General features: G+C 40.4%; 21 protein-coding genes and 1 pseudogene. 16 read left to right on the plus strand and 6 right to left on the minus strand.

The genetic code is table 11. The annotated features are described in order from the left end of the window. Positions 1–326 precede the first annotated feature (326 nt). Positions 327–1,058, minus strand: coding sequence for an alpha/beta hydrolase (locus AC1TO9_RS17145; protein WP_482057136.1), 732 nt, complete (start codon positions 1,056–1,058; stop codon positions 327–329). A gap of 245 nt (positions 1,059–1,303) precedes the next feature. Here AC1TO9_RS17145 and pdhA point away from each other — a divergent pair, with 245 nt between their 5' ends. From pdhA to AC1TO9_RS17170, 5 genes are all read left to right on the plus strand, one after another. Continuing rightward, the gene (gene pdhA, locus AC1TO9_RS17150; protein ID WP_482057135.1) at positions 1,304–2,371 is read left to right on the plus strand and encodes a pyruvate dehydrogenase (acetyl-transferring) E1 component subunit alpha; all 1,068 of its coding nucleotides are present in this window, start codon (positions 1,304–1,306) and stop codon (positions 2,369–2,371) included. Positions 2,372–2,442: 71 nt separating this feature from the next. Continuing rightward, positions 2,443–3,420, plus strand: a complete 978-nt coding sequence (locus AC1TO9_RS17155; protein ID WP_482057134.1) for an alpha-ketoacid dehydrogenase subunit beta — start codon at positions 2,443–2,445, stop codon at positions 3,418–3,420. 33 nt (positions 3,421–3,453) lie between these two features. Continuing rightward, positions 3,454–4,752: a dihydrolipoamide acetyltransferase family protein gene (locus AC1TO9_RS17160; RefSeq protein ID WP_482057133.1), complete on the plus strand. Its 1,299-nt coding sequence runs from the start codon at positions 3,454–3,456 to the stop codon at positions 4,750–4,752. Positions 4,753–4,754: 2 nt separating this feature from the next. Next, positions 4,755–6,179, plus strand: a complete 1,425-nt coding sequence (gene lpdA / locus AC1TO9_RS17165; RefSeq protein WP_482057132.1) for a dihydrolipoyl dehydrogenase — start codon at positions 4,755–4,757, stop codon at positions 6,177–6,179. 104 nt (positions 6,180–6,283) lie between these two features. Beyond that, positions 6,284–6,484 (plus strand): PA14 domain-containing protein, encoded by a 201-nt coding sequence (locus AC1TO9_RS17170; protein WP_482057200.1) that lies wholly within the window; start codon positions 6,284–6,286, stop codon positions 6,482–6,484. A gap of 58 nt (positions 6,485–6,542) precedes the next feature. Here AC1TO9_RS17170 and AC1TO9_RS17175 read toward each other — a convergent pair whose 3' ends face one another. Beyond that, the gene (locus AC1TO9_RS17175; RefSeq protein WP_482057131.1) at positions 6,543–6,698 is read right to left on the minus strand and encodes a Spo0E family sporulation regulatory protein-aspartic acid phosphatase; all 156 of its coding nucleotides are present in this window, start codon (positions 6,696–6,698) and stop codon (positions 6,543–6,545) included. Between the two features lie 713 nt (positions 6,699–7,411). On the opposite strand from AC1TO9_RS17175, the gene AC1TO9_RS17180 reads away from it, so the two are divergent. The 3 genes from AC1TO9_RS17180 to AC1TO9_RS17190 all read left to right on the plus strand — a co-directional run bounded on the left by AC1TO9_RS17180 (position 7,412) and on the right by AC1TO9_RS17190 (position 9,258). Then, complete coding sequence (locus AC1TO9_RS17180) at positions 7,412–7,606, plus strand: hypothetical protein (RefSeq protein ID WP_482057130.1); 195 nt, start codon at positions 7,412–7,414, stop codon at positions 7,604–7,606. A 352-nt stretch (positions 7,607–7,958) separates the two neighbouring features. Beyond that, a complete protein-coding gene (thyA, locus tag AC1TO9_RS17185) occupies positions 7,959–8,753 on the plus strand; it encodes a thymidylate synthase (protein ID WP_482057129.1) in 795 nt (264 codons plus the stop codon). Positions 8,754–8,772: 19 nt separating this feature from the next. Next, positions 8,773–9,258 (plus strand): dihydrofolate reductase, encoded by a 486-nt coding sequence (locus tag AC1TO9_RS17190; protein WP_482057128.1) that lies wholly within the window; start codon positions 8,773–8,775, stop codon positions 9,256–9,258. An 87-nt stretch (positions 9,259–9,345) separates the two neighbouring features. On the opposite strand, the gene AC1TO9_RS17195 is transcribed toward AC1TO9_RS17190, so the two are convergent. Further along, the gene (locus AC1TO9_RS17195; protein ID WP_482057127.1) at positions 9,346–9,612 is read right to left on the minus strand and encodes an AbrB/MazE/SpoVT family DNA-binding domain-containing protein; all 267 of its coding nucleotides are present in this window, start codon (positions 9,610–9,612) and stop codon (positions 9,346–9,348) included. 425 nt (positions 9,613–10,037) lie between these two features. Between AC1TO9_RS17195 and AC1TO9_RS17200 the strand changes: the two genes are divergently transcribed. Then, positions 10,038–12,290 carry a type IA DNA topoisomerase gene (locus AC1TO9_RS17200; RefSeq protein WP_482057126.1) on the plus strand — a complete coding sequence of 751 codons (2,253 nt, stop codon included), beginning with the start codon at positions 10,038–10,040 and terminating at the stop codon, positions 12,288–12,290. A gap of 19 nt (positions 12,291–12,309) precedes the next feature. On the opposite strand, the gene AC1TO9_RS17205 is transcribed toward AC1TO9_RS17200, so the two are convergent. Next, the gene (locus AC1TO9_RS17205) at positions 12,310–13,071 is read right to left on the minus strand and encodes an HAD family hydrolase (RefSeq protein ID WP_482057125.1); all 762 of its coding nucleotides are present in this window, start codon (positions 13,069–13,071) and stop codon (positions 12,310–12,312) included. 12 nt (positions 13,072–13,083) lie between these two features. Next, positions 13,084–14,001 carry an ArsR/SmtB family transcription factor gene (locus AC1TO9_RS17210; protein ID WP_482059995.1) on the minus strand — a complete coding sequence of 306 codons (918 nt, stop codon included), beginning with the start codon at positions 13,999–14,001 and terminating at the stop codon, positions 13,084–13,086. Between the two features lie 166 nt (positions 14,002–14,167). On the opposite strand from AC1TO9_RS17210, the pseudogene AC1TO9_RS17215 reads away from it, so the two are divergent. The 5 genes and pseudogenes from AC1TO9_RS17215 to AC1TO9_RS17235 form a co-directional block, all read left to right on the plus strand. Then, positions 14,168–14,410 (plus strand): annotated as a pseudogene (locus tag AC1TO9_RS17215) (MFS transporter); the annotation flags it as partial. A 121-nt stretch (positions 14,411–14,531) separates the two neighbouring features. After that, the gene (locus AC1TO9_RS17220; RefSeq protein ID WP_482057123.1) at positions 14,532–15,257 is read left to right on the plus strand and encodes a phosphonate ABC transporter ATP-binding protein; all 726 of its coding nucleotides are present in this window, start codon (positions 14,532–14,534) and stop codon (positions 15,255–15,257) included. A 35-nt stretch (positions 15,258–15,292) separates the two neighbouring features. Continuing rightward, positions 15,293–16,597, plus strand: coding sequence for an FG-GAP-like repeat-containing protein (locus AC1TO9_RS17225; protein ID WP_482059953.1), 1,305 nt, complete (start codon positions 15,293–15,295; stop codon positions 16,595–16,597). Beyond that, complete coding sequence (locus AC1TO9_RS17230; RefSeq protein WP_482057121.1) at positions 16,594–17,292, plus strand: response regulator transcription factor; 699 nt, start codon at positions 16,594–16,596, stop codon at positions 17,290–17,292. The genes AC1TO9_RS17225 and AC1TO9_RS17230 overlap by 4 nt, the downstream gene beginning before the upstream one ends. Further along, positions 17,289–18,686, plus strand: a complete 1,398-nt coding sequence (locus tag AC1TO9_RS17235) for a sensor histidine kinase (protein ID WP_482057120.1) — start codon at positions 17,289–17,291, stop codon at positions 18,684–18,686. The genes AC1TO9_RS17230 and AC1TO9_RS17235 overlap by 4 nt, the downstream gene beginning before the upstream one ends. A 101-nt stretch (positions 18,687–18,787) precedes the next feature. On the opposite strand, the gene AC1TO9_RS17240 is transcribed toward AC1TO9_RS17235, so the two are convergent. Continuing rightward, positions 18,788–20,008 carry a glucose-1-phosphate adenylyltransferase gene (locus AC1TO9_RS17240; protein ID WP_482057119.1) on the minus strand — a complete coding sequence of 407 codons (1,221 nt, stop codon included), beginning with the start codon at positions 20,006–20,008 and terminating at the stop codon, positions 18,788–18,790. Positions 20,009–20,193: 185 nt separating this feature from the next. Between AC1TO9_RS17240 and glgB the strand changes: the two genes are divergently transcribed. Together glgB and glgA are read left to right on the plus strand one after the other, a co-directional pair. Then, entirely contained in the window at positions 20,194–22,113 is a 1,920-nt protein-coding gene (gene glgB / locus AC1TO9_RS17245) for a 1,4-alpha-glucan branching protein GlgB (RefSeq protein WP_482059954.1), read from the plus strand. Then, positions 22,110–23,543 (plus strand): glycogen synthase GlgA, encoded by a 1,434-nt coding sequence (gene glgA / locus AC1TO9_RS17250; protein ID WP_482057117.1) that lies wholly within the window; start codon positions 22,110–22,112, stop codon positions 23,541–23,543. The genes glgB and glgA overlap by 4 nt, the downstream gene beginning before the upstream one ends. Positions 23,544–23,636: the final 93 nt, after the last annotated feature.

The raw sequence follows: 23,636 nt of genomic DNA on the forward strand, positions 1-23,636 counted from the left end.
CACGAAGCATAGCAAGGAGTGTATTCGACATCGAATATTGGATTCAGCCGGTCTTTCCGGTGCTCACGTAGGTACTGCCTACGCTCCGCTCCTCACTCCCTATCTTCATCCAATCTTCTCGGTGCTGAAAATTTGACTTTTTGAACTCGCAATTAAAGAGGAAGTTCGAAAAGTCATCTTTTCGATCTTCCACCCATGGGCATGTCACAACATGCCATTTTTTAAAGATAAAGTGAAAGCGTAATCATTGAGGAGCGGAAAGAATGAACCCTAATTCTCCTTCTATAGAAAGAAGAGTATTAGGATTCACGGTTGCAGGGAAAACCTTATTCTTGTAGGAAATATAACAGTGCTTCTGGTAATTCCTTCTGCCAGAAACCCCAAAGATGTCGACCGTCTTTCTCTTCATAGTGGACTTGTGCTCCACGGGATTGTAACAGATTCTGTGTGTCCCTGTTAAGTTGAACGAAGTTGTATACTCCGGTATCGGTCTGGAACTCATTCTCCTGTAGGCCGACAATCATGTAGATGTTCAACCAAGACAAATCTTGTTGAGAAGCAATGATTTCTTGAGATGCTTCATAGTATGCACCAGACAGGCTAAGAACTCTGGTGAACAGATGTGGGTATTGAAGTGCTATATGAAGAGATACGCTTCCACCGAGGGAATCACCTGCGATCACGATGTCATCTGGGTTTGTTCTTACAGGATATTTGCCACTTACATAGGGAATAATCTCTTCAGCGAAGCATTTCATATAGTTGTGGAATCTGTCCCCGAATGGTGCATACTCTGCCGTTCGGACCGATGTGTCCACTTCAACACCTACAATTATGAAAGGTTCTGCACCTTCATCGAGAATGAGGCGATTGGCAATAGTGGCAATTCTCCCGAAATTGAAGAATTCTTCTCCATCTTGGCAATAAACAACAGGATAACTTACAAGCTCATTATAACCAGGTGGGAAGTAAATACGGAGGTTACGTGTTTCATTTAAGAAGCTACTGGTTATATGATCCTTAATTATGGTTCTTTTCAAATACCGTGAATCGGTCATGAATGATCCCCTTTTCTCATAGTGTATTTTTGCAATAAGTAAAGTGATAAGATAAAATTGTTAAGAGACAATGAAGTGAACAAATGTTGACTGTTATACTACTTATATTACCCTGTTATATATACAAAAATCAATAATAATGAAATTAACTAGCATTTTCCTTTGACGAACGTATAGAACAGGTGTATAATAATCCTATAACAGGTGCACATGATAAATCAAATTATTTTGTCGAGGTGAAGAAAATGAGTAAGGTTCCTTATGAAGTGTATGCAGAGGAAGTAGAGGCATTATCTGTACTTTCTCCAGATGGTGAAATTGTTAATAAAGATATGATGCCGGATCTTACCGATGATCAATTGAAAGAAATTATGTATCGCATGGTATTTACTCGTACATGGGATGATCGCGCAGTTAATTTAGGACGTCAGGGCCGACTTGGTTTCTACGCTCCTGTATCTGGTCAAGAAGCGACTATGGTTGGTAGTGAGTTCGCTCTTCAGAAAGAAGACTTTATATGTCCAGGATATCGTGACATTCCACAGTTAGTGTGGCATGGTCTACCGCTTTATCAAGCATTCCTATACTCACGTGGTCACCAACATGGAGGTCAAATTCCAGAAGGTGTTAACGTATTAATGCCACAAATTATTATTGGTGCGCAAATCCTTCACGGAATGGGTATTGCAATGGGCTTCAAATTAAAGAAGCAGAAACAAGTGGCAATCGCTTATACGGGTGACGGTGGTTCATCTGAAGGTGACTTCTATGAAGGATTGAACTTTGCAGGCGTATATAAACTTCCTGTTATTTTCTTTGTACAGAACAATGGTTATGCAATCACTACTCCATTCTCTAAACAAACCGCTGCACTTTCAATTGCGCACAAAGCAGTTGCCGCAGGCATTAGAGGAATCAAAATTGATGGTATGGACATTTTTGCTGTCATAAGTGCTGTTCAACAAGCTGCTGAACGCGGTCGTAATGGAGAAGGCGCTACATTGATCGAAGCAGTTACGTATCGTTTCCGTCCGCACTCTTTGTCTGATGATACATCTAAGTATCGCACGAAAGATGAGGAAGCTGAATGGAGCGTTAAAGATCCAATTGTACGCTTTGCTAAATACTTGGAGAAGAAGGGTCTTTGGAATGAAGAAGACACTGCTCGCGTAAGAGAAGAAGCGAAAGCGAAAGTAAATGAAGAGATCAAGAAAGCAGAACAAGTTGAAAAAATGACGGTTTCAGGCTTGATTGACACTATGTTTGAACACACACCGCAACATCTTGAAGAACAAAAAGCTGATTTCGAATAAAAATAGATCCGTACCATTTTTAATAAATGACTTTTATTTGAATGTGAATGTTTAAGGAGGATAATGAAGCGATGGCACAAATGAACATGAAAGAAGCGATTCGCGATGCGATGCGCGTTGAGTTAGAGCGTGATCCGAATGTACTAATCTTCGGTGAAGACGTAGGGAATGTTGGTGGTGTTTTCCGTGTAACAGAAGGTTTGCAAAAAGAATTCGGAGAAGATCGTGTATTTGATACACCACTCGCTGAATCAGCAATCGGTGGTATGGCGGTTGGACTAGGAATTCAAGGATTCCGTCCTATTGCAGAGATTCAATTCATCGGATTTATCTTTGAAGCAATGGATCAAATAGTAATTCAAGCTGCACGTATGCGTTATCGTTCGGGAGGACGTTATAATTCTCCGATCGTATTCCGTACACCATTCGGTGGTGGAGTAAAGGCAGCTGAGCTGCACACGGATTCTTTAGAAGGTTTAATTACTCAAACTCCGGGTATAAAAGTAGTAGTACCTTCCAACCCTTATGATGCAAAAGGTCTCTTGATTGCTGCAATTCGCGATAATGACCCAGTATTCTTCATGGAACACTTGAATTTGTATCATGCATTCCGTGCAGAAGTACCAGAAGGTGAGTATACCGTTGAACTAGGTAAGGCGAACATCGTTCGCGAAGGTTCTGATGTAACGATCATATCTTATGGTATGACAGTTCATACAGCTACCAAAGCAGCGGATGAGTTGGAGAAGAGTGGAATTAAAGCTGAAATCATTGATCTTCGTACATTGAGTCCGCTTGATATCGATACGATCGTTACATCTATTAAGAAAACAAATCGTGCAATTGTTGTACAAGAAGCTCAAAAGAGCGCGGGTATTGCAGCGGAAGTTATTGCACAAATTAACGAGAAAGCTATTCTTCACCTTGAAGCTCCAGTTCTTCGTGTGGCGGGTCCGGATACCATTTATCCGTTTGCACAAATTGAAGATGCTTGGCTTCCAACACCAGCTCGTATTATTACTGCAGTAAACAAAGTAATGGAATTCTAAAATGGTTCCTGCACAAACAAGGAGGTAAACACATTGGCTAAATTTGAATATCGTTTCCCTGAATTAGGCGAAGGCTTACATGAAGGTGAAATTATTAAAATGCATATCAAGCAAGGCGATAAAATTACGGATGATGATATCATCATGGAAGTACAGAATGACAAAGCGGTCATTGAAGTTCCAAGTCCAGTGAATGGTACAGTACTTGAAGTACTAACGAAGGACGGACAAGTATGTCGTATCGGCGATGTCGTTGCAATTATTGATGCTGAAGGCGATATCCCTCATCAAGAAGATGCTCCTGCTGAAGCACAATCTACACAAGAAGCAGATGTTGCAAAAGGTAGTGCGGATACAACTTCTACACCAGCAGTAGTTGCTGATGTAGCTGCTCCAGTCGCTCCTAATAAAGACATTCTAGCTACACCTAGCGTTCGTAAATTCGCTCGTGAGCAAGGGATTGATATCTCTAATGTAACGGGTACAGGTACGAATGGTAAAATTACGAAGGAAGATGTTGAATCCTTCAAGAATGGTGGTCAGGCAACTGCAGCACCAGCAGCCGCTAGTGCATCTGAAGAAGCTACATCACAAGCATCCAGCACAACAACTGTTGCGGGTAATGTTAGTCTTGAAGAAGAACGCGTTCCATTCAAGGGTATTCGTAAAGCGATTGCGAATGCGATGGTTAAATCAGCGTATACCGCTCCACATGTTACGATTATGGACGAAGTAGACGTAACTGATCTGGTTGATTTCCGTACTCGTATGAAACCAATCGCAGAGAAAAAAGGAATCAAAGTTACTTATCTACCATTTATCGTAAAAGCATTGGTTGCCGCAAGTCGTCAATTCCCTGCTCTTAACGCGATGATTGATGAAGAAAGTAATGAAATTGTATACAAGAAATATTACAACATCGGTATTGCAACGGATACGCCTACAGGCTTGATCGTTCCAGTTATTAAAGATGCTGATCGTAAGAGCATCTGGATGATTGCTGAAGCTATTACTGACCTTGCAATTCGTGGACGCGATGGTAAATTGAGCGCGAGCGAAATGAGAGGTAGCACGATTTCAATTTCCAACATTGGTTCTGCTGGTGGTATGTTCTTCACTCCAATTATTAACTTCCCTGAAGTTGCTATCTTGGGTGTAGGTCGTATTTCTGACAAGCCAGTAATTAAGAACGGCGAAATTGTGGCAGCCAAAGTAATGGCATTGTCCTTAAGCTTCGACCATCGTATTATTGACGGCGCTACTGCACAACATTTCATGAACTATATTAAATCGCTACTCAATAATCCTGAGTCGCTAGTAATGGAGGTTTAATCATGGTAGTAGGAGACGCTTCTCTAGATATCGATACATTAGTAATTGGTGCAGGTCCTGGTGGTTATGTAGCAGCTATTCGAGCTGCTCAACTTGGCCAGAAGGTACTTATCGTAGATAAATCTGAAGTCGGCGGTGTATGTCTTAACCGTGGATGTATTCCTTCCAAAGCTTTGATCGCTGCTGCTCATCAATATGAGTCTGCACAACATGGCGAAGCATTTGGTGTGACTTCTGATAATGTGAAGGTAGACTTCTCTAAGACGCAAGAATATAAAAATGGTGTTGTTAAGAAATTGACTGGTGGAGTTGCTGGTCTACTTAAAGGGAATAAAGTAGAAGTATTCAATGGTGAATGTATGTTCATCAATGAGAACGAAGCTCGTGTCTTTAACGATCACGAATCCCCACGTTACCGTTTCAAGAACTGTATTATTGCTACAGGGTCTCGTCCAATCGAACTTAAACCATTTCCTTTCGGTGGTCGTATCATGTCTTCTACGGAAGCGTTGAACTTACCTGAAATTCCAAAAACGATGATTGTTATTGGCGGAGGATACATCGGAGCAGAACTTGGTCAAATGTATTCGAAGTTTGGAACGAAGGTTACGATCATTGAAGGCTTGGAATCCGTTCTAAACGGCTTCGATCCGGATATGACTAAGCTAGTTGTGAAGAGTATGGAGAAAACAGGTATTGAGATTATTACAAGTGCGAAGGCAGAAAGTGCTACACAAACAGATAAAGATGTTACAGTTAAATATTCTGTTGGTGGAGAAACGAAGGAAGTTACTGCTGAATACTTACTTGTAACCGTTGGTCGTCGTCCGAATACGGATGGTGAACTTGGTCTTGATCTTGTAGGTATCGAAATGGATGATCGTGGTCTAGTGAAGGTAGATCATCAAGGACGTACTAACTATCCGCATATCTTTGCTATTGGTGATATCGTTGCAGGTCCTGCACTTGCTCATAAAGCTTCATATGAAGGTAAAGTAGCTGCGGAAGTGATTGGTGGTCTTACATCTGTTGTTGATTACAAATGTATTCCTGCAGTAGCATTTACGGATCCTGAATGTGCTAGTGTTGGTTATACTGAGAAAGAAGCGAAGGAAAAAGGTTACAAAGTTGTTGTAGCTAAATTCCCATTTGCCGGTAACGGTCGTGCTCTATCTCTGAATAGCCCAGACGGCTTCGTGAAGCTAATCTCTGAAGAAGGTACAGATCTTGTACTAGGATGCCATATTGCTGGTATTGAAGCTTCCAACTTGATTGCTGAACTTGGTTTAGCTATTGAAATGGGTGCTACTTTGGAAGATATCGCATTGACAATTCATGCACATCCAACATTGGGTGAAATCGTGATGGAAGCTGCTGAGTTAGGTCTTGGTAATCCTATTCACGCGATAGCTCCTCGTAAAAAATAATAAGCATAAATATTATCAGAAGGGAGGAACGTAATTACGTTCCTCCTTTTTTTCTGCTGTTCTACACTTTTCATATTTACTCAGATGATGGTGCGTGACTATGGATCAATAAAGAGTTAATAATTGATCATTGGGAGCTCCAGGGAGATGGAGAGTTGACAGGTCGAATTTGGCTAGAAGCTGGTAAGAAGTGCGATATAAAGATGGAATATTTCAAAGGGCCGACTTTTGGACGCGCTCAGTTATCGTGGTCTGATAGCGATTTTATGTTTAAAGAAGTAGTACCATCTAAGGATTTTTTTTGATGGGTATAGTTTTCTTGAACTAAATCCAAGAAGGAGCCGCTTGCGCGACTCCCTTATTTCATTTTATAGGCTTCTGCTTAAGCATGGTGAATTGATTCAGTGCTTCATCTAAACGCTGACTAGTTTCTATGATTTCCCGGTCAGCCAGTTGTTTAATCATAGATAGTTTATTCAATTCTAACCGGAGTTCTTCAATTTTTCGGATTATATCCAAATCGAACAGCTCCCAAGATCAAATATCTATGTAATACGGGCACCGTGCACTGCGACCGTGGGGCGGACTTCCGCGACCATCCCGGGATGTCCGGTAGGTTTCGTCTATTCCTGCAGACTCATCAGGCGGTAATTATTAACTTAAAGATTAGAGCGAGAAAGGTAATGACCACAGAGATTCAATCACCCATGTGGCCATTAATTTACTGAAACATATTTTTTACCTTAGAAACCTTTTGTATATCCGCACAAGGTACCCACACTGGACCCTCTGACGTCCGTACCTTGGCGCGTTCGGGATCATTTGATACTTCCGCTACTCCCGTTATCTTTTCGCCATCGCGCAACAGCAGGGTGACACTTTGATTGCTGGCTGCAGGGGCAGGAGGTGTTTTTGTCTTTTCTACTGTCTACTATGATGGGAGCACATCACCTAGCCAGCGAATATAGAAACATCTTTTTGGAGGTTCCCTTTTTCCTAATCAAAGATACTACCCCTAGTATAATCAACATACCACAAGCCAAAAAGCTTAATAAACTTATAGCCATCCGCATGCTTTATTTCCCTTAAATATGATAATATATGACAAACTTAGTCTATCAGAACTAGGTAGATGTTACCATATAAAATGATATTTTTTTTTTATTTACTTGAATAAAGAACGTATATTCGCATATAATAAGAACGAACGTTCGAGAAAAGGGGTGAATGTCATGCCAGTAAAATATGTCGGTCAAGTCGTTGAAATTGTATATATGGACCGATCAGGTAAGATCACGCAGCGTCGTATTGAGGTGAATTCTATTCGCAATGGACTGATTAAAGCGACCTGCCTTAAGACTGGATCACCACGGACATTTAGCCAGGGCAATGTGCTGGCATGGCAGCCTATTAATAAAATAGCTTAGAGATGAGAGTGTGTTGGAGGATCTAGAGCGGAACATATTGAGGATCCTTTATAATTATTATTCAATGCATAAAATATTTCCTAGTATTAAAAAGCTACAAATAAAAACAGGTAAGAAAGAACTGCATTAGTTGGGAAGGGAAGAAGAGAGTAGTCATCGTTCAACGCCTTCGAGAGATACAGAATACTGGAGTAGTTATTAAAGTGACAGTGGGTTCGGATTGTAGTTATAATAGAAGTAAGTATAGATGATCTATTAAACGATGTGTTTATGATGATAATGAATGTAGTCGTATAATGTTGGATCATAAAAAAATTACAGATATAGAATAATTGTGAGGTGCGTATTAACAATGAAAAACTATTTAGAATTGTTACAGGATATTTTAGCCAATGGTACACCAAAAGAAGATCGGACAGGTACGGGTACGGTATCCGTATTCGGTCGCCAGCTTCGCTTCGATCTATCCAAAGGATTTCCTTTGTTAACGACTAAAAGAATTCATCTGAAGTCGGTCATCCATGAGTTGCTATGGTTTATTAGTGGGGACACGAATACAAAGTATTTGCAAGAAAATGGCGTCTCGATCTGGGATGAATGGGCAGACGAGAATGGTGAATTAGGTCCAGTCTATGGTTCTCAATGGAGAGCGTGGGAATCGACTAGCGGTGAGAAAATTGATCAACTGGCAAACGTCATTGAAGCGATTAAGAATAACCCTGATTCACGGCGTCATATTGTTAGTGCGTGGAATGTGGGCGAAATTGATAATATGAAGCTACCTCCATGTCACTTTGTGTTCCAATTCTACGTAGCTGGCGGGAAGTTATCCTGTATGCTCACCATGCGGTCTGTAGACACGTTCTTAGGGCTTCCGTTTAACATTGCGAGTTATGCACTACTTACGCATATGGTGGCTCAGCAGTGCGGACTAGAGGTTGGAGAGTTTATTTGGTCTGGTGGCGATGTGCATATCTATTGTAATCATATGGAGCAAGTGGACAGACAGCTACAACGCGAGCCTTATGATCTCCCAACATTGGAAATTAAACGTAAACCGGATTCTATCTTTGATTACTGCTTCGAAGATTTCGAGTTCATTGATTACAAATATCATCCTGGAATAAAAGCTCCAGTCGCTATATAGAAGGGGAGGGTGAACAGACATGACTGTTACTATGATTTGGGCAATGGGACGAAATGGTGTTGTGGGGAAAGACAACGGAATGCCTTGGCATCTACCACATGATATGGCTTTCTTCAAACAGCAAACGATTGGGAAACCAGTTGTAATGGGGAGGAAAACATGGGAATCCTTCGGTGGTAAGCCTTTAAAGGATCGGATGAATATTATCATGACACGTGACCCGAACTATACAGCACAAGGTGCGCATGTTATTCGTACGGTAGAAGAGGTGTTAGACTTTGTACAAGATCAGGAGTTAATGGTCATAGGTGGGTCTCAGATTTATGCACAATGGATGCCCCTTGCGGATCGACTGCTTGTGACAAGAATAGATGCTGACTTTGAAGGTGAAACTGTTTTTCCAGAGACAGATTGGTCTGTTTGGACTTTAACTGAGGAAACACGTGGAATCCGAGATGACAAGAATCACTATGATCATCATTTCTGTACTTATATACGAAAGTAATATGAAATAGGGCTGTCTCCCTAAGAACCAGAATGTGGTCTTAGGGGGCAGCCCTATTATTGTTCAATTATATCAGATTAAATGGTTCTACTTGGAGAAATTCTGATTATATACTTCCATCATTTCTTCAAGAGCCGTTTTACTAATCATTTTACCTTTGAAATAAACAAGGTTCTCTGCATCTCCTGTAAAGATACAAGAAGGCTCATATTTCTTAAGTACAATACGATCTCCATCTACATAAATTTCTAATCCGTCCTTAATTTCAATACCTAGTGTTCTACGTAATTCTATAGGTAAAACAATACGACCTAATTCATCTACTTTTCTTACAATTCCTGTTGCTTTTAACATATTCATTTCCCCCTTTATAGTAAAACATAAAATTCGACAAAAAAACTATTATTCGACTTTTTATGCTATTCTTCTTTTGAATTTTATTCCTAATTGTAGTCTGTTGTCAACTAAAAAGTAATATAAAACCACTTATTATTCTTTTGATAGATTTTCCAATAGAATAAAAGTTATTTAATTACATTTTTCACAGTATATTAATCGACAAAATTCGCTAAAATATTCAAAAGAATATACATAAAAAATATTATTCTTATTGGTAGTTTAACACAGGTTACCAAAACCTCAGATTTCATAGATTGAGAAATAACATAGTTTACATAACTTTTATATGATACGATATATTAAAAGTGTGAGTTCAAAAGAGGACTTTTTTGAACAACCTCTAAAAGTGAATGAATTAGTATGTAAGGAGTGACAATCTATTGAAGACACTCATTATTGCGGAGAAACCGGATATGGGTCGAAATATAGCTGCCGCAATTGAGCCCAAGGCAAAAAACTATCGTTCTTATTTAGAAGGAGAACAATATATTATTACGTGGGCCATAGGTCATTTAATTGGACTAGCAGAGCCAGATGCATATGATGAAAAGTATAAGAAATGGAATATCAAAGATCTCCCTATTATTCCTGATCCATTTATGTTGGTGCCTAATGCAAGAACACTTGATCAACTTAAAGTTATTGAAGAACTAGCTAAACGAAGTGATTTGCTTATTAACTCATGCGATGCTGGGCGAGAAGGTCAGCATATATTCTCACTCATTCAGCGTCACTTGAAATTAACTCAGCCTGTCAAAAGGCTCTGGATATCGGATTTAACTCCTGAAACGATCAGGAAAGGATTTGCCGAGTTAAAAGAGGGGTCCGAGTATGAGAACTTAACCAAAGCGGCAAGGGCGCGTAGTGAGGCGGATTGGCTGATTGGGATGAATGGTTCTCGGGCGTTTACGACGAAGCATAATGTGCTGTTATCCGTAGGGAGGGTACAGACACCTGTTCTAGCGTTAATTTACGATAGGCAGAAACAGATTGAAGCCTTCTCATCATTAAAGTTCTTTGATTTGGAAGCCCATTTCACGCAAAACGAAGTTACGTACAAAGGAATGTGGCAAGGAGAACGAATGACGGATCAGCCTAAGATGGAGGCTTTAGCAGCTAAAGTTAAGGGGCAAGATGGAGTGATAGCTTCTTATGAAGTAAAAGAAACAAAAGAGCATCCCAATAAGTTATACGATTTGACTCTTCTCCAGCGTGAGGCTAACGGGAAATACTCATTCTCAGCTAAGAAGACATTAGATATTGCGCAAGCACTTTATGAGAAGCACAAAGTCATTTCGTATCCAAGGACGAACTCAAACTACGTGACTGAACAGAACATACCGGAAATGCATAAAACATTGTCTGTTCTACAAGGTACAGTGTACTCCGATTTGGTGGCGGGGGCAGATCGTAGCTTAGTTCATATTGGTAATAAAGCGATTTGTAATCCTTCAAAAGTAGAGGATCATCATGCAATTATGCCTACTCATCGTAAGGCAACCAATCTTAGTCCAGACGAACAGAAGTTATATGATCTCATCGTGCGTCGTTTTCTATCACAATTCTATCCAGCGGCTGAATATAAGGTTCATACCGTGATGACGGAAGTGGAAAGCGAGATGTTCAAAACAACGGTTAAAGAGCTATTAAGTTTAGGCTGGAAGATCATCATTTCCGATCAAAAGAAGGAAGTTGTCAAGAAGTCGAACGCAAAGGATAAGGAAGAAGACGACGAAGAGGAAAATGAAGTAAATGAACCATTCTCCATTATGCGAAATGATAGTGTTACATGCACAGATGCAATCGTAAAAGAGAAGGATACTCAACCGCCTAAGCACTTTACAGAAGGAACTCTTCTCAAAGCGATGGAAAGTGCGGGCAAGCAGATTGAGAACGAAGAGTTACGTGATGCCATGAAAGACTCTGGTTTAGGAACGCCAGCAACTCGAGCGGCTACCATTGAGCGGCTGAAGGGGGTAGGCTATGTAGGGATGCAAGGCAAAAGAATTGAACTCACGCAAAAAGGTCGCATGGTTATCGAATTAATTCGCGGTGCGGGTATTGAACTTCTAACTTCGCCTGAAATGACAGGGCAGTGGGAACGGCGATTGAACGAGATATCTCGTGGTACTGCGTCTGATCAGCAATTTATGGGCAATGTGAAGAAATTCGCTACGATGATCGTGGACAAGGTTCGTGTGCAATCTCGAGCGGATAAGACATCTTTTGAGAGTGAGCCCTCAACACAGAGAACTACCACGAAGACTCAAGCAGCTAGTGGGAAATCAGCTTCTGCGAAGAGAAACAAAGTAGCCACTAAAGCAAGCTCAACCTCAGATACTGAGTCTTCTACAGGGGCTCCACAAATCATTGGCAAGTGTCCACGACCTGGTTGTGGTGGGATGATATTCATGGGGCGTAAAGGTTATGGCTGCTCTCATTATAAAGAAGGTTGTAAGTTTGTCATCTGGAAAGAAAATTGTGGGCGAGTATTAACCGATACACAAGTGAAAGCACTTATTGAGAAGGGGAAGACAGGGAAGTTGAAGCTTTCCTTGGAGGATGGAACACCAAGTGAAGGTAAACTTCTTATAAAGAGCTTGGAGACAGGCGAACTCATGGTAGAGCCATAGCCCCAAACAACGGACCCCTTTAACCTAGGGTCCGTTGTTTCATTTCAAGATCTATTTTATGGGCGATGCATCGAGGGACTTCATCAATGGAGTTAGCTGTATAAAGGATTTGATTAGGAGTTCTTTCCAGTTCAATAATGTTATACTCCCATTCATTCGAAATTTGAATATGAATGCTACAGATTCCTGCAGTTAATGCAGGCATGACGTCGGTTCTAAGGGAATTACCAATCATCCAAGTGGATGAACGATCGAAGTGCCCACTTCGTAATATTTGCTCAAGACTATCTGTATTCTTATGTTCACGAATATAAATGCGATCATCGAAATACAATCTTAAATTCATTTGATCAATCTTCCGTTGTTGAATGACTGTCTCTCCGCCTGTATAGAGATGCAGTTGATGACCATTGCTCTTAAGTAATTCGAGTGTCTCAACCATTCCTGGATAGGGCTCTACCTCTAGATCGTATACGCTAAGGCCCAACTGAAAGAGTTGATCTTCCTCATGAGGATGAATTAGCCGCTGGAATTTAGAACTAAAGTAACGGTAAGTATGGATGAGTGATTCAGGAAAGTTACCGCTTTTAAACCCAACGTCCTGCACCGAAGCGATATCAATCTGAATTTGCTTCTGTAGAATATCTTCGGTTGTTAGTTCATAATCACTGAACCAGTTATGTGTTAACTCAAGGAATTGATCGAGAATAACTCCGAAATATTTGTTGCAATGAATGAGTGTATCATCCAGATCAAATAGAATTTGTTGACGCGTATTCAATAAATTTCACCCCTAAAGCTGGATATATGATTCTAAGAACATTCGAAGTTCTGCTACACCATCGGGACGGATACTGAATTTGTCGTTGTTGCGATCGCTGAGATGAATACGTAGGAATCCGGCAACTCGTAGAATCATGAGATGGTGCATCAGTGACTCCATAGGTTGCTTCAGGTCCCGGTGCATATCAGCAAGCGACTTGGGTTGATCTGCGACATATCGAAGTAAACGAAGTCGATTGTGATCAGCAAGGGCATGGGTCATACGAGTAAGACACATAGGTGGCTCTTCTTCATTATCTTCAGGTACATCTACAGGATATTGAATAAGTAGCATATTCGTATAGAAACAAAACGTATTAATAGGACGATTATGAACTGTAGGGAAGAGCACAATCGTTTCTAAATCCTGCATATCCTCAACTATGAGACCACCGGAAGCGTATTCAATTAAATTCTCGGGATCCATTTTGGTCAATAGAGTTTTCTTTTCCAAAGCATCTTCTTCGAGAAGAGGTTTAATCTCGTGTTCAATGTCTTTGAAATAGTGAAGATACCATAGTTTTAACAAAGGTACATAGTCATCACGTATCCGTCTTATATCGTCAATAGACAAGGTAGGCAGATATGGATTCGCTATATTGAATAGGGATTCGGCACTACAATGATGTATTTGTTCAAGAAAAGGATCAACATTGTCACCTGTTTGTCTATGGATGATCCAGATATACAACACATCAAAATCAGAGAATGGCCAAGAAGAAACCGGAGTTAATGCGGTACGTACGTTTGCTGAAAGTTGATTATCTACCTGGTGAATCCAATCAGGACCAATATCCATGTTGTCAGTCCACTTTTTTGAAGTATATACCATAAAACTTGCCATGAGTTCATAGATCGATGATACATCAACATTTACTTTATAATCCATGTCATTCATACCTTTCCATCATTTCGTACACTTCTTTTATTATCGCTTGTTCAGATCGTTATTGTCCACTATAATGTGGAATAGTTTAAGGGAGGCAGCAGCGTGTCGATCGATACTAACATGACTAAACTTCCGGCATCACCAAGTAACACGTTCTCATTATCTCATACTCATCGCTGTCATTGTAGTTACAGGAATAACGCAAGGGAGGCTTCTTCGGTTGTTAGCCATTCTATTAGACCAGATGGGCGTATCAGAAATGATGAACGGTTTGAATTCAGCCGCACTGTATATAGGATCCTTTGGGATGATGATCGTGGCAGAAAAGGTACTAGGAGCTTTAGGCTTTAAGAAATTAATTGTTAGTGGGCTGGTGCTTGTACTGCTAAGTCAGCTTGTTTATTGTTTGGAATAGCAGGGTTTCGGTATCGTCCGTCGAAATAGTATAGCTATAGAATGTTTGTTCGCATGGAAATCTATCGTCTTTTCCAATACACTAATAGGAAAGGACTAAGAGGAGTGTCATATTGATGATTACTATAGGACGTCTGAGTAAATTTGTTGGGGCACAAAAAGATGTTGTTCTTCATGATGTGAATATCCAATTCCATAAAGGGGAATTGATTACGATAGTGGGCGCTAGTGGTAGCGGGAAAAGTATGTTGCTTCGCTGCCTGTCGTTAGATATGAAATGGGATCAAGGAACTTTCGATGTAGATGGGGTTGATGTGCTTAGTCTCGGGATAGTTGGCAAAATGAAATTCAAAAAAGAATGGGCATACTTAGAACAAAGCCCGCAGTTTAGTCCGAAACGTACAGCTCTAAAAAATGTACTCATTGGTCAATCTAATCAGACACCATGGTGGCGTATGTTGACAGGTATGGTTCGTTCAGATGACTATATGGGTGCAATGGACGTTATCGAGAACGTGGGTCTTCTGGAGAAGGCTCATTTAAAGATGGGGCAATTAAGCGGTGGTGAGCGTCAACGGGTTGCTATTGCACGCGCTCTTGTACATGGAGCGAAGGTTATACTTGCAGATGAGCCCGTCGTCGGACTAGATCCCAAATCGGTTGAAAGCGTGCTTGAACAGTTAAGAACGTTGTGCAAAGAAGAGAGAGTAACGGTATTAACTGTCATTCCCCTTGAACTTGCGGAGAGATATGGAAGCAGAATTATTGGTCTTTCTAAAGGTAAAATAATGTTTGACGTTAAAGGTCGTCGTCTCACACAGCAAGAGAAGAACATGATATAAATCAATGAGTGTCAATATAGAAAAGAGTGATGTGGGTGTACAAATCAAGCTTAATTCGAGCGTGTGCTGCTTGCTTGACCCTTTTTATTCTTGGAGGTTGCAGCATTATAAGTGATCCGGTTTCTCTGATGAAGACACCACAGATTTCTGCAGAGAATGAGTCGTTGCGTTCTTTCATTACAACTCAACTTCCCTTTGGGGCGGATTTGATTCGTGCTCGTAAGAATGATAATACAAGTCTTATACGTTTCGTTGATCTCAATAATGATGGTAAAAAGGAAGTTGTTGTATTCTATCAGACGAACGATCCAGCAGTTCCGTTACATGGTTCTATTTTTGAGGATCAGAATGGAACTTGGGTCCAACAAGTAACGTTTGATGGTGAAGGTAAAGTACTTGAATCATTGCAATTTCTGGACATAACGAATGATGGTAGTATCGATATAGTTGCTGGATTCTCAAGAGGTGAAGAGGAGCAGCAGAGTGGGCTCGTTATATATAGTTATAATGCTGGTATTCTTGATAAAGTGCATGACTTTTCATATACCCACTTCGTCATCGATGACCTGAATGAAGATGGTCTGAATGACCTTACGATCGTATCGTTGAAACGAAATGAGTATGCTCGAATGACAGTTTATCAATATGCTGCTGACGATTTTGTTGAAATAGATAAATTAGAAATGGAACCATTGCTTAATAATTATTACAAGGTTGTCGCAGGAAATGTGTTCACAGATAAGAAAGGGATCATATTAGACGCGGCGAGTGGATCAGGCGCGGGGTATTTCTATACTGAAGTTATTGTCATGGAGGAGAATAAGTTAATTCCTGTTCTCAATATGGATCAGACGTATAAAGATATCCAGATTTACAGTGAAGACGTCAATTCTGATGGTATTATTGAGGTTGGTGTCTTAGAGACACCCATAGGGTGGGAACACTATAGCTTTGAAGAGATACCTTGGTTCTTCTCTTACTATCAATGGGATGGAGAAGAAGGAATGAGTTTTGTTAGACAGCAATATCATGATCATAAGAATAGATTTATGCTGAATTTCTTCTCGCCAGAATGGCATCACAACATTACGATTGATAACGAATCTAATAAAGATGAGTATTTAAGATTTAAGATGTTAGATACAGATAAGACGGTAGCTGAGATCAAATTCTTTACGCAACAAGAGTGGAACAATGACCATAGCACATGGGAGTTATTGGTTCGTGCTAGCGATAAAGTGATTGCATATAAAAGTTATGACATAGATCTCGAGCTAAATAAAAATAAAAAAGTGGAGACGGATGTAGCTCCAATCGAAAGGAAAGGAAGCCGCGAATGAGTAAAGTGTTAATTTTGGAGGATGAAGAATCTATTCGTAGTTTTATCGTCATTAATTTAAAGCGGAATGGGTTTGAAGTTGTTGAAGCCGCAGATGGTTATGAAGCGATTGACAAATTAACAACGATACCAGATATCGATATTGCACTTCTAGATGTTATGGTTCCTGGGATTGATGGATTCGAAGTGTGTAGAAGAATTAGAGAGACAAATGAACGGATTGGGATCATCTTCTTAACAGCCAAAGTGCAGGAGCAAGATAAAGTGTATGCACTATCTGTAGGTGCTGACGACCATATCAGCAAACCATTTAGTCCAACAGAGCTTATTGCTCGTATTCAATCATTATTGAGACGTGTAAGTGTTCATCGGCAGAATTCAGCAAAAGTTAGTTTTAACTCGGGACCTTTCGCGTTGGACTTAATTTCGAAACAATTCAAGAAGAACGGTATCGTTATTGAACTAACACCAACTGAATTTTCACTGATTCAATTTTTCCTAGAGAAAGAAACGACTCCACTAAGTAGGGATGTATTGTTAGATCATGTGTGGGGAAGAGAATATATGGGAGATCCGAAGATTGTGGATGTGAACATTCGTCGATTACGTCAAAAGATTGAAGAAAACCCTTCAGAACCAGAATATCTACAAACCGTATGGGGACATGGTTATAAATGGAAGGGCTATGTCCAATGACTAAGAAAGGTATACGCAGACAGATCGTCTTACACTATTTCATTGTAGTGTTCACGGCACTACTTCTTGTGGAAGTCATCTTTCTGTTAGCAATAAGAACGTATTACTATGATAGTGTGTACAGCCATATATCTAGCTCTGTAAGAAATTCAGAAAGATTCTATCAGAAGTTTCTGCTCTATGAGGAAGATAACATTGATTTATTATCAGACATGCTAGCCAACTTTAAGTTGGACTATACCGAACTTCAAATTTTGGATACAAAGGGCAAGGTACTTATCAATACAACCGAATTTAATCCAGATACAACGATAACGACGAGTGATATCCCTCAAGCTATTTCAGGAAATATAGGTAGATGGATAGGGCGTCAACCTTCAACGAATGAAGATGTCATGTCCGTGAGTAAACTGATACAAATTGGTGGAGAAGATACTTTTGTTCTGCGGTATACCACGTCATTAAAAACCTTAAATGATAAGTTATTGAATGTAACTATGCTATCGGTCGGAATTGGGATGTCAGTATTAGCTGTCGTACTTGCATTCAGTTTAGGACTTGCGAACTCAATCGTTAGGCCTCTGAATAACATTACTGCGGTGTCAGCACAAATGGCCAAGGGGAAGTATAAGGTCCGAGTAAAAGGCGATTACAAATATGAATTGGGTGAATTGGCAAGCACACTTAATCATATGGCTGAAGAAATTATTAGGGGTAATCAGATCAAAGATGATTTCATCTCCTCCATTTCTCATGAGTTAAGAACACCCCTAACGAGCATTAAGGGATGGAGTGAGACTGTCACTTCAGGAGGATATGACCCTGAAGAGACTGAGATCGGCATGCAGATTATTTCTAAAGAGACGGAACGGCTAATTGGCTTAGTTGAAGAAATATTGGACTTCTCCAAACTTCAGCAAAATGAGATGAAGCTTGTCGTTGGGGAAGTTGTTCTCAAAGAGTTACTTCAGGAAATTATGTTGAATATGTGGACAAAAGCGGAGAAGAAGGTTATTAAGCTTGTTCTAGAATCGGATGAGAATCCGATCGTATTCGCAGATGGTAACCGCCTCAAACAGGTCTTCTTGAACCTCGTTGACAATGCTATTAAATTCTCAGAAGAAAATAGCGATATCCGTATTGTATTAAATTGTTATCCTGGGCAAGTGGAAGTGGATGTTCAAGATAACGGTTTGGGCATTAGTGAAGAACATCTTAACAGAGTGCGAGATCGCTTCTTCCAAGTGAATCCTTTAAATGGAGGAACCGGCTTGGGGCTTGCGATATCCCAACAACTTGTGGAACAACATCAAGGAACGCTGGAAATCTTTAGTGCTCTGGGAGAGGGTACCACCGTTAGGGTTATGTTACCATTAGTGGCTGAATCTGTTTAGATTGAATATGATGGAACTCAAGGACAACAAGTAAGAGCGAAATCCTCACAATAGAGGAATTCGCTCTTACTTGTATTTATTAAAAGATCATCATGTTTGAATTACAACAATTCAGCACGAAGAAGCGCAGAGTTCTCATATGCTTCCTTAAGCAAACGGACAGGTTGTGTTCGTAATGTGGGTACAATCGACTTTTGAAATATGATCTCCCGAGGTCCAACGACAAACAAATGGTTTGCAGAACCTTGAATAACAGAACCATCCTTTATAACGGCTCCTTCGCCAATAATTGCATATTCTATAGTAACATTACGCCCGATTTTAACGTTGGGCATAATGACGCTATCTCTAACTTCTGAATTCTTACCGATCTCAACCCCGCCAAAAACGACTGATTTCTCAGCACTTCCATCTAAAGTACAAGCGTCAGACATCATGCAGTTTGAAATTTTCCCGGATTTATTCTTCGGGGGACTTATCTTTGTGTGCCAGGGACGACTGTACATAGGCCAGTTGCTCTTATGTAGTTCCCAATCAACATTATCATCCAATAGATCCATATGCGCTTCCCAAAGGCTATCAATCGTGCCTACATCTCTCCAGTATCCATCAAATTTATAGGCGAATAGGAGATCTTGTTTGGATAACATCGTTGGAATGATGTCCTTTCCAAAGTCATGAGAAGAAGTCAGTTTAGAAGCATCGTCGATTAATAGTTGTTTTAAGTATTCCCATTTGAAAATATAAATTCCCATAGAGGCTAAATTACTGTCAGGTTGTGCTGGTTTTTCTTTAAAAGTATTGATCTGCATATCGCTATCTATGCCTAAAATACCGAAACGACTAGCTTCCTTCCAAGGAACTTCCATAGCAGAAATGGTGACTTGTGCATTCTTACTCTTGTGTTGCAGTAACATTTCGTTATAATCCATGTGATAAATATGATCTCCGGACAGAATGAGCACATGTTCAGGATTGTAACGATCGATATAATCGATATTTTTGTAAATAGCATCTGCTGTACCTGAATAATCAGTCCCCGTTCTATAAGATGGCAGAAGTGAAACGCCGCCGCCTTCGTTGTTGTGTAATCCCCAAGGTTCACCAATGCCAATATGATCATGTAATGAGTTTGCCTCGTACTGGGTCAGAACACCAACTGTTTTAATTCCGGAGTTAACGCAGTTACTAAGAGGAAAATCAATAATACGATAATGACCGCCAAATGGCACTGCTGGTTTGGCCATCTCCGCTGTAAAAGGTGCTAATCTGCGACCTTCTCCACCCGCAAGTAACATAGCAATACATTCTTTTCTAATCAAGTTGTTCCCTCCTAATTGTTGTGCAATGTAGTAATACGTAAAGCTCTTTAATCCCACATGAAAGGAGTATATTGAAATAATCATGAAATATTACAAGGATAATAATTAAATATCATTCATATTTTCACTCTGATTGGAATAGGCTAGGGGTAATGATGACTATAATTGAATAAGAAGGTGATAAGTTGATGGATCAGAACAGTACGCTGGAATTGATTTCAGACCAAAATAGTTTTTTGTTTCATGAAGGAACATCCAACCATAGTTACCGTTTCCTTGGTGCACACCCAACCATAGAAAATGGACTTCATGGTGTCCGATTTACCGTATGGGCACCACGCGCAACTCACGTGGGATTAGCGTTAGATATGAATGGTTGGAATGGCTTAAATCATTTATTACATAAGATGCCCAAAACCGGATTATGGAGTCGCTTTTTCTCAGATGTAACTGTTGGAACATTATACAAATATCAAATCACGGGTCCAGAAGGAGAAAGTTTCCTCAAAGCAGATCCTTATGCATTTCAAGCAGAAGTTAGACCAGCTACAGCATCTGTAGTGTCTTCGGTGGATGGATACCAATGGAATGACTCCGCATGGTGTCAACAATTAGGACAACCTTTTCAAAAACCACTTAACATATATGAAGTTCATTTAGGCACTTGGAGACAGAAGGAGGATGGTACATTATATTCTTACTCCGAAATGGTCGACTTACTCATTCCGTATGTGAAAGAAATGGGATATACGCATATTGAATTTATGCCTTTGAGCGAACATCCTTACGATTTATCATGGGGATATCAAGGAACAGGATTTTTTGCAGTAAGTAGTCGTTTTGGGACTCCACATGAATTTATGTTCTTAGTTGATGAATGCCATCAAGCGGGACTTGGAGTTATCATGGATTGGGTACCGGCTCATTTCGCCAAAGATGCCCATGGTTTACGGATGTTTGATGGCACGCCCTGTTTCGAATATGAAGACTCCTTTAAAGCGGAGAAGCTAGGTTGGGGAACATTGTCCTTTGATTACGGGAAGCCAGAGGTCATATCATTCCTTATTTCAAATGCCTTATTCTGGCTAGATATGTTTCACATTGACGGGCTTCGCGTAGATGCAGTCACGAGTATGATTCGGCTTGATTTCGATAAACAAGTAGAACAACATCAATTGAATGAAGCTGGTGGGGTGGAGAACTTGGAAGCGATCGCTTTCTTGAAGCAGCTGAACACGACGATCTTTCGTTACCACCCCCATGCATTAATGATGGCGGAAGAATCTAGTGCATGGCCGGGTGTTACTTCCCCCGTGGATCTCCAAGGATTAGGATTCAATTACAAGTGGAATATGGGTTGGATGAACGATACGTTGGAATACATAGAACAACCTTACTGGGATAGACCTTCCAAACATCATTTGCTTACATTTCCCATTTGTTATGCATATGCAGAGAATTTCGCTTTACCCCTATCACATGATGAAGTTGTTCATGGCAAGAAGTCGCTTTTGAATAAAATGCCTGGGAGCTATGAGGAAAAATTTGCTGGGCTACGCTGTTTGCTTGGATATCAAATGACTCAACCAGGAAAGAAACTACTCTTCATGGGCGGTGAATTCGGACAATTTATCGAGTGGAGAGATCAAGAACAATTAGATTGGTTGTTGTTGGCGTACGATAAACATCGTCAAACCCAGTCCTATACGAAGGCATTGAACCATTTCTATCTAAATGAAAAAGCACTTTGGGAGCTGGATCATGTGATGGAGGGACATCAGTGGATTAGTGCAGACGATTCATCACAGAGTGTGCTTTCGTATATACGAAAAGGAAAGAAAACAGGTGATGAGCTCATCATTCTCATTAACTTTCAACCTATTGTAAGACGAGAATATCGCATAGGTGTTTTGAAAAAAGGGGTATATAAGTGTGTATTTAATAGTGACGAAACCGAGTTCGGAGGAGAAGGCGAAGAGATTGAATATTGGGTGAAGACAAAGAATGTTCCTTGGCATCATCAGAAACAGAGTTTTACCATTACGATTCCGTCGCTCAGTATGCTTATTTATAAAAGAGAAGTTAGAAGGAGAGATGAATTGTGAAAGTGTTATTCGCTGCAGCGGAAGCGGTACCCTTTATCAAAACAGGGGGATTGGCAGACGTCATTGGCTCTCTTCCTAAGGCACTCCATCAACAAGGGGTAGAGGTTGCTGTTATTGTACCCAAATACCGGGGAATCCATCAAAAATACCGTGATAGCATGATACCTGTGAGTGAAATCGTCGTGCAGATGGGTTGGAGAAATCAGTATTGCGGGATTGAAGTCATGATTCAGGATGGTATTCCAATTTATTTTATTGATAATGAATATTATTTTGGACGAGATAATGTATATGGATATACGGATGATGGAGAGCGCTTTTCCTTTTTCAATCGGGCCGTTCTTGAGGTGATTCGTGAGATCGATTACCAAGCAGATGTCTTACATTGTCATGACTGGCACACAGCGATGATCCCATTGTTACTTCAAGCTCAGTATCGACATGATCCTTTTTACTCACATATGCGTACTGTGTTTACTATTCATAATTTACTGTACCAAGGGATATTCCCATATGAAATGTTGGGGGAGCTATTAGAGTTGGATAATCAGTACTATCTTGGTGTTGAGTATTTCGGACAAGCTAGCTTTATGAAAGCAGGTATTCAATTCTCTGATCATGTGACAACTGTTAGCCCTACGTATGCGAAGGAAATTCAGACCTCCCAATACGGATATGGACTAGAAGGGTTGCTAACTTCATTAGGGGGTAAATTAACAGGGATCGTAAATGGGATTGACACGCAGAGTTATAATCCAGCTAATGATCCCAACATTCACACTAACTATCAGTTGAACTTTGATTTGAAGAGAGAGAATAAAATTGAACTTCAGCGGGAATTAGGTCTGCCCATAGCACCTAAGGTACCTCTGATTGCTATGGTCACTCGGCTAGTGGACTCTAAGGGGCTAGAGTTAGTCATAAGGATTCTAGATGAAATGTTGTATTATGACGATATTCAGTTGGTAATGATGGGTACGGGTGATCCTTATTACGAACGTTGGTTCAAGGAAGCCGCTCAGCGATATCCCCTTAAATGTTCAGCACTGATTACCTTTAACGAAGGGTTATCACGTAAGTGTTATGCCGCTAGTGATCTATTCCTTATGCCATCCAAGTTTGAACCTTGTGGAATTAGTCAACTTTTGGCTCTACGGTATGGTAGCATCCCTGTGGTTCGTGAGACAGGAGGTTTGAATGACACCGTTCATGCCTATAACGAGTTTACGGGAGAAGGAAATGGATTTACTTTCAGTGCATATAATGCGCATGATATGATGCATACGATTCGCCGTGCCGTGTCGTTCTATCATCAGCCAGAACCTTGGGGACGGATAATGAAGAATGCATCCCATGGCGATTATAGCTGGGACGTCTCAGCGCGTGAGTATATGAATATTTACGAGGGTCTAAACGTGATGCGGAAGTGACTATTGAGGGTGGGAAGGGAATGCGGATTTAAAGGCGGACCGCAAGCTTTTCGCTTCATGCCAAATCCCTTCTTTTGTTCTATTCTGAGGTTT

Source organism: Paenibacillus sp. Y916 (assembly GCF_056786435.1).

Bases quoted from the DNA above. Each gene is read 5' to 3' on its own strand.
- AC1TO9_RS17145 (WP_482057136.1), bottom strand. From the start codon at position 1,058: ATGACCGATTCACGGTATTTGAAAAGAACCATAATTAAGGATCATATA.
- pdhA (WP_482057135.1), top strand. From the start codon at position 1,304: ATGAGTAAGGTTCCTTATGAAGTGTATGCAGAGGAAGTAGAGGCATTA.
- AC1TO9_RS17155 (WP_482057134.1), top strand. From the start codon at position 2,443: ATGGCACAAATGAACATGAAAGAAGCGATTCGCGATGCGATGCGCGTT.
- lpdA (WP_482057132.1), top strand. From the start codon at position 4,755: ATGGTAGTAGGAGACGCTTCTCTAGATATCGATACATTAGTAATTGGT.
- AC1TO9_RS17180 (WP_482057130.1), top strand. From the start codon at position 7,412: ATGCCAGTAAAATATGTCGGTCAAGTCGTTGAAATTGTATATATGGAC.
- thyA (WP_482057129.1), top strand. From the start codon at position 7,959: ATGAAAAACTATTTAGAATTGTTACAGGATATTTTAGCCAATGGTACA.
- AC1TO9_RS17190 (WP_482057128.1), top strand. From the start codon at position 8,773: ATGACTGTTACTATGATTTGGGCAATGGGACGAAATGGTGTTGTGGGG.
- AC1TO9_RS17195 (WP_482057127.1), bottom strand. From the start codon at position 9,612: ATGTTAAAAGCAACAGGAATTGTAAGAAAAGTAGATGAATTAGGTCGT.
- AC1TO9_RS17210 (WP_482059995.1), bottom strand. From the start codon at position 14,001: ATGGATTATAAAGTAAATGTTGATGTATCATCGATCTATGAACTCATG.
- AC1TO9_RS17220 (WP_482057123.1), top strand. From the start codon at position 14,532: ATGATTACTATAGGACGTCTGAGTAAATTTGTTGGGGCACAAAAAGAT.
- AC1TO9_RS17230 (WP_482057121.1), top strand. From the start codon at position 16,594: ATGAGTAAAGTGTTAATTTTGGAGGATGAAGAATCTATTCGTAGTTTT.
- AC1TO9_RS17235 (WP_482057120.1), top strand. From the start codon at position 17,289: ATGACTAAGAAAGGTATACGCAGACAGATCGTCTTACACTATTTCATT.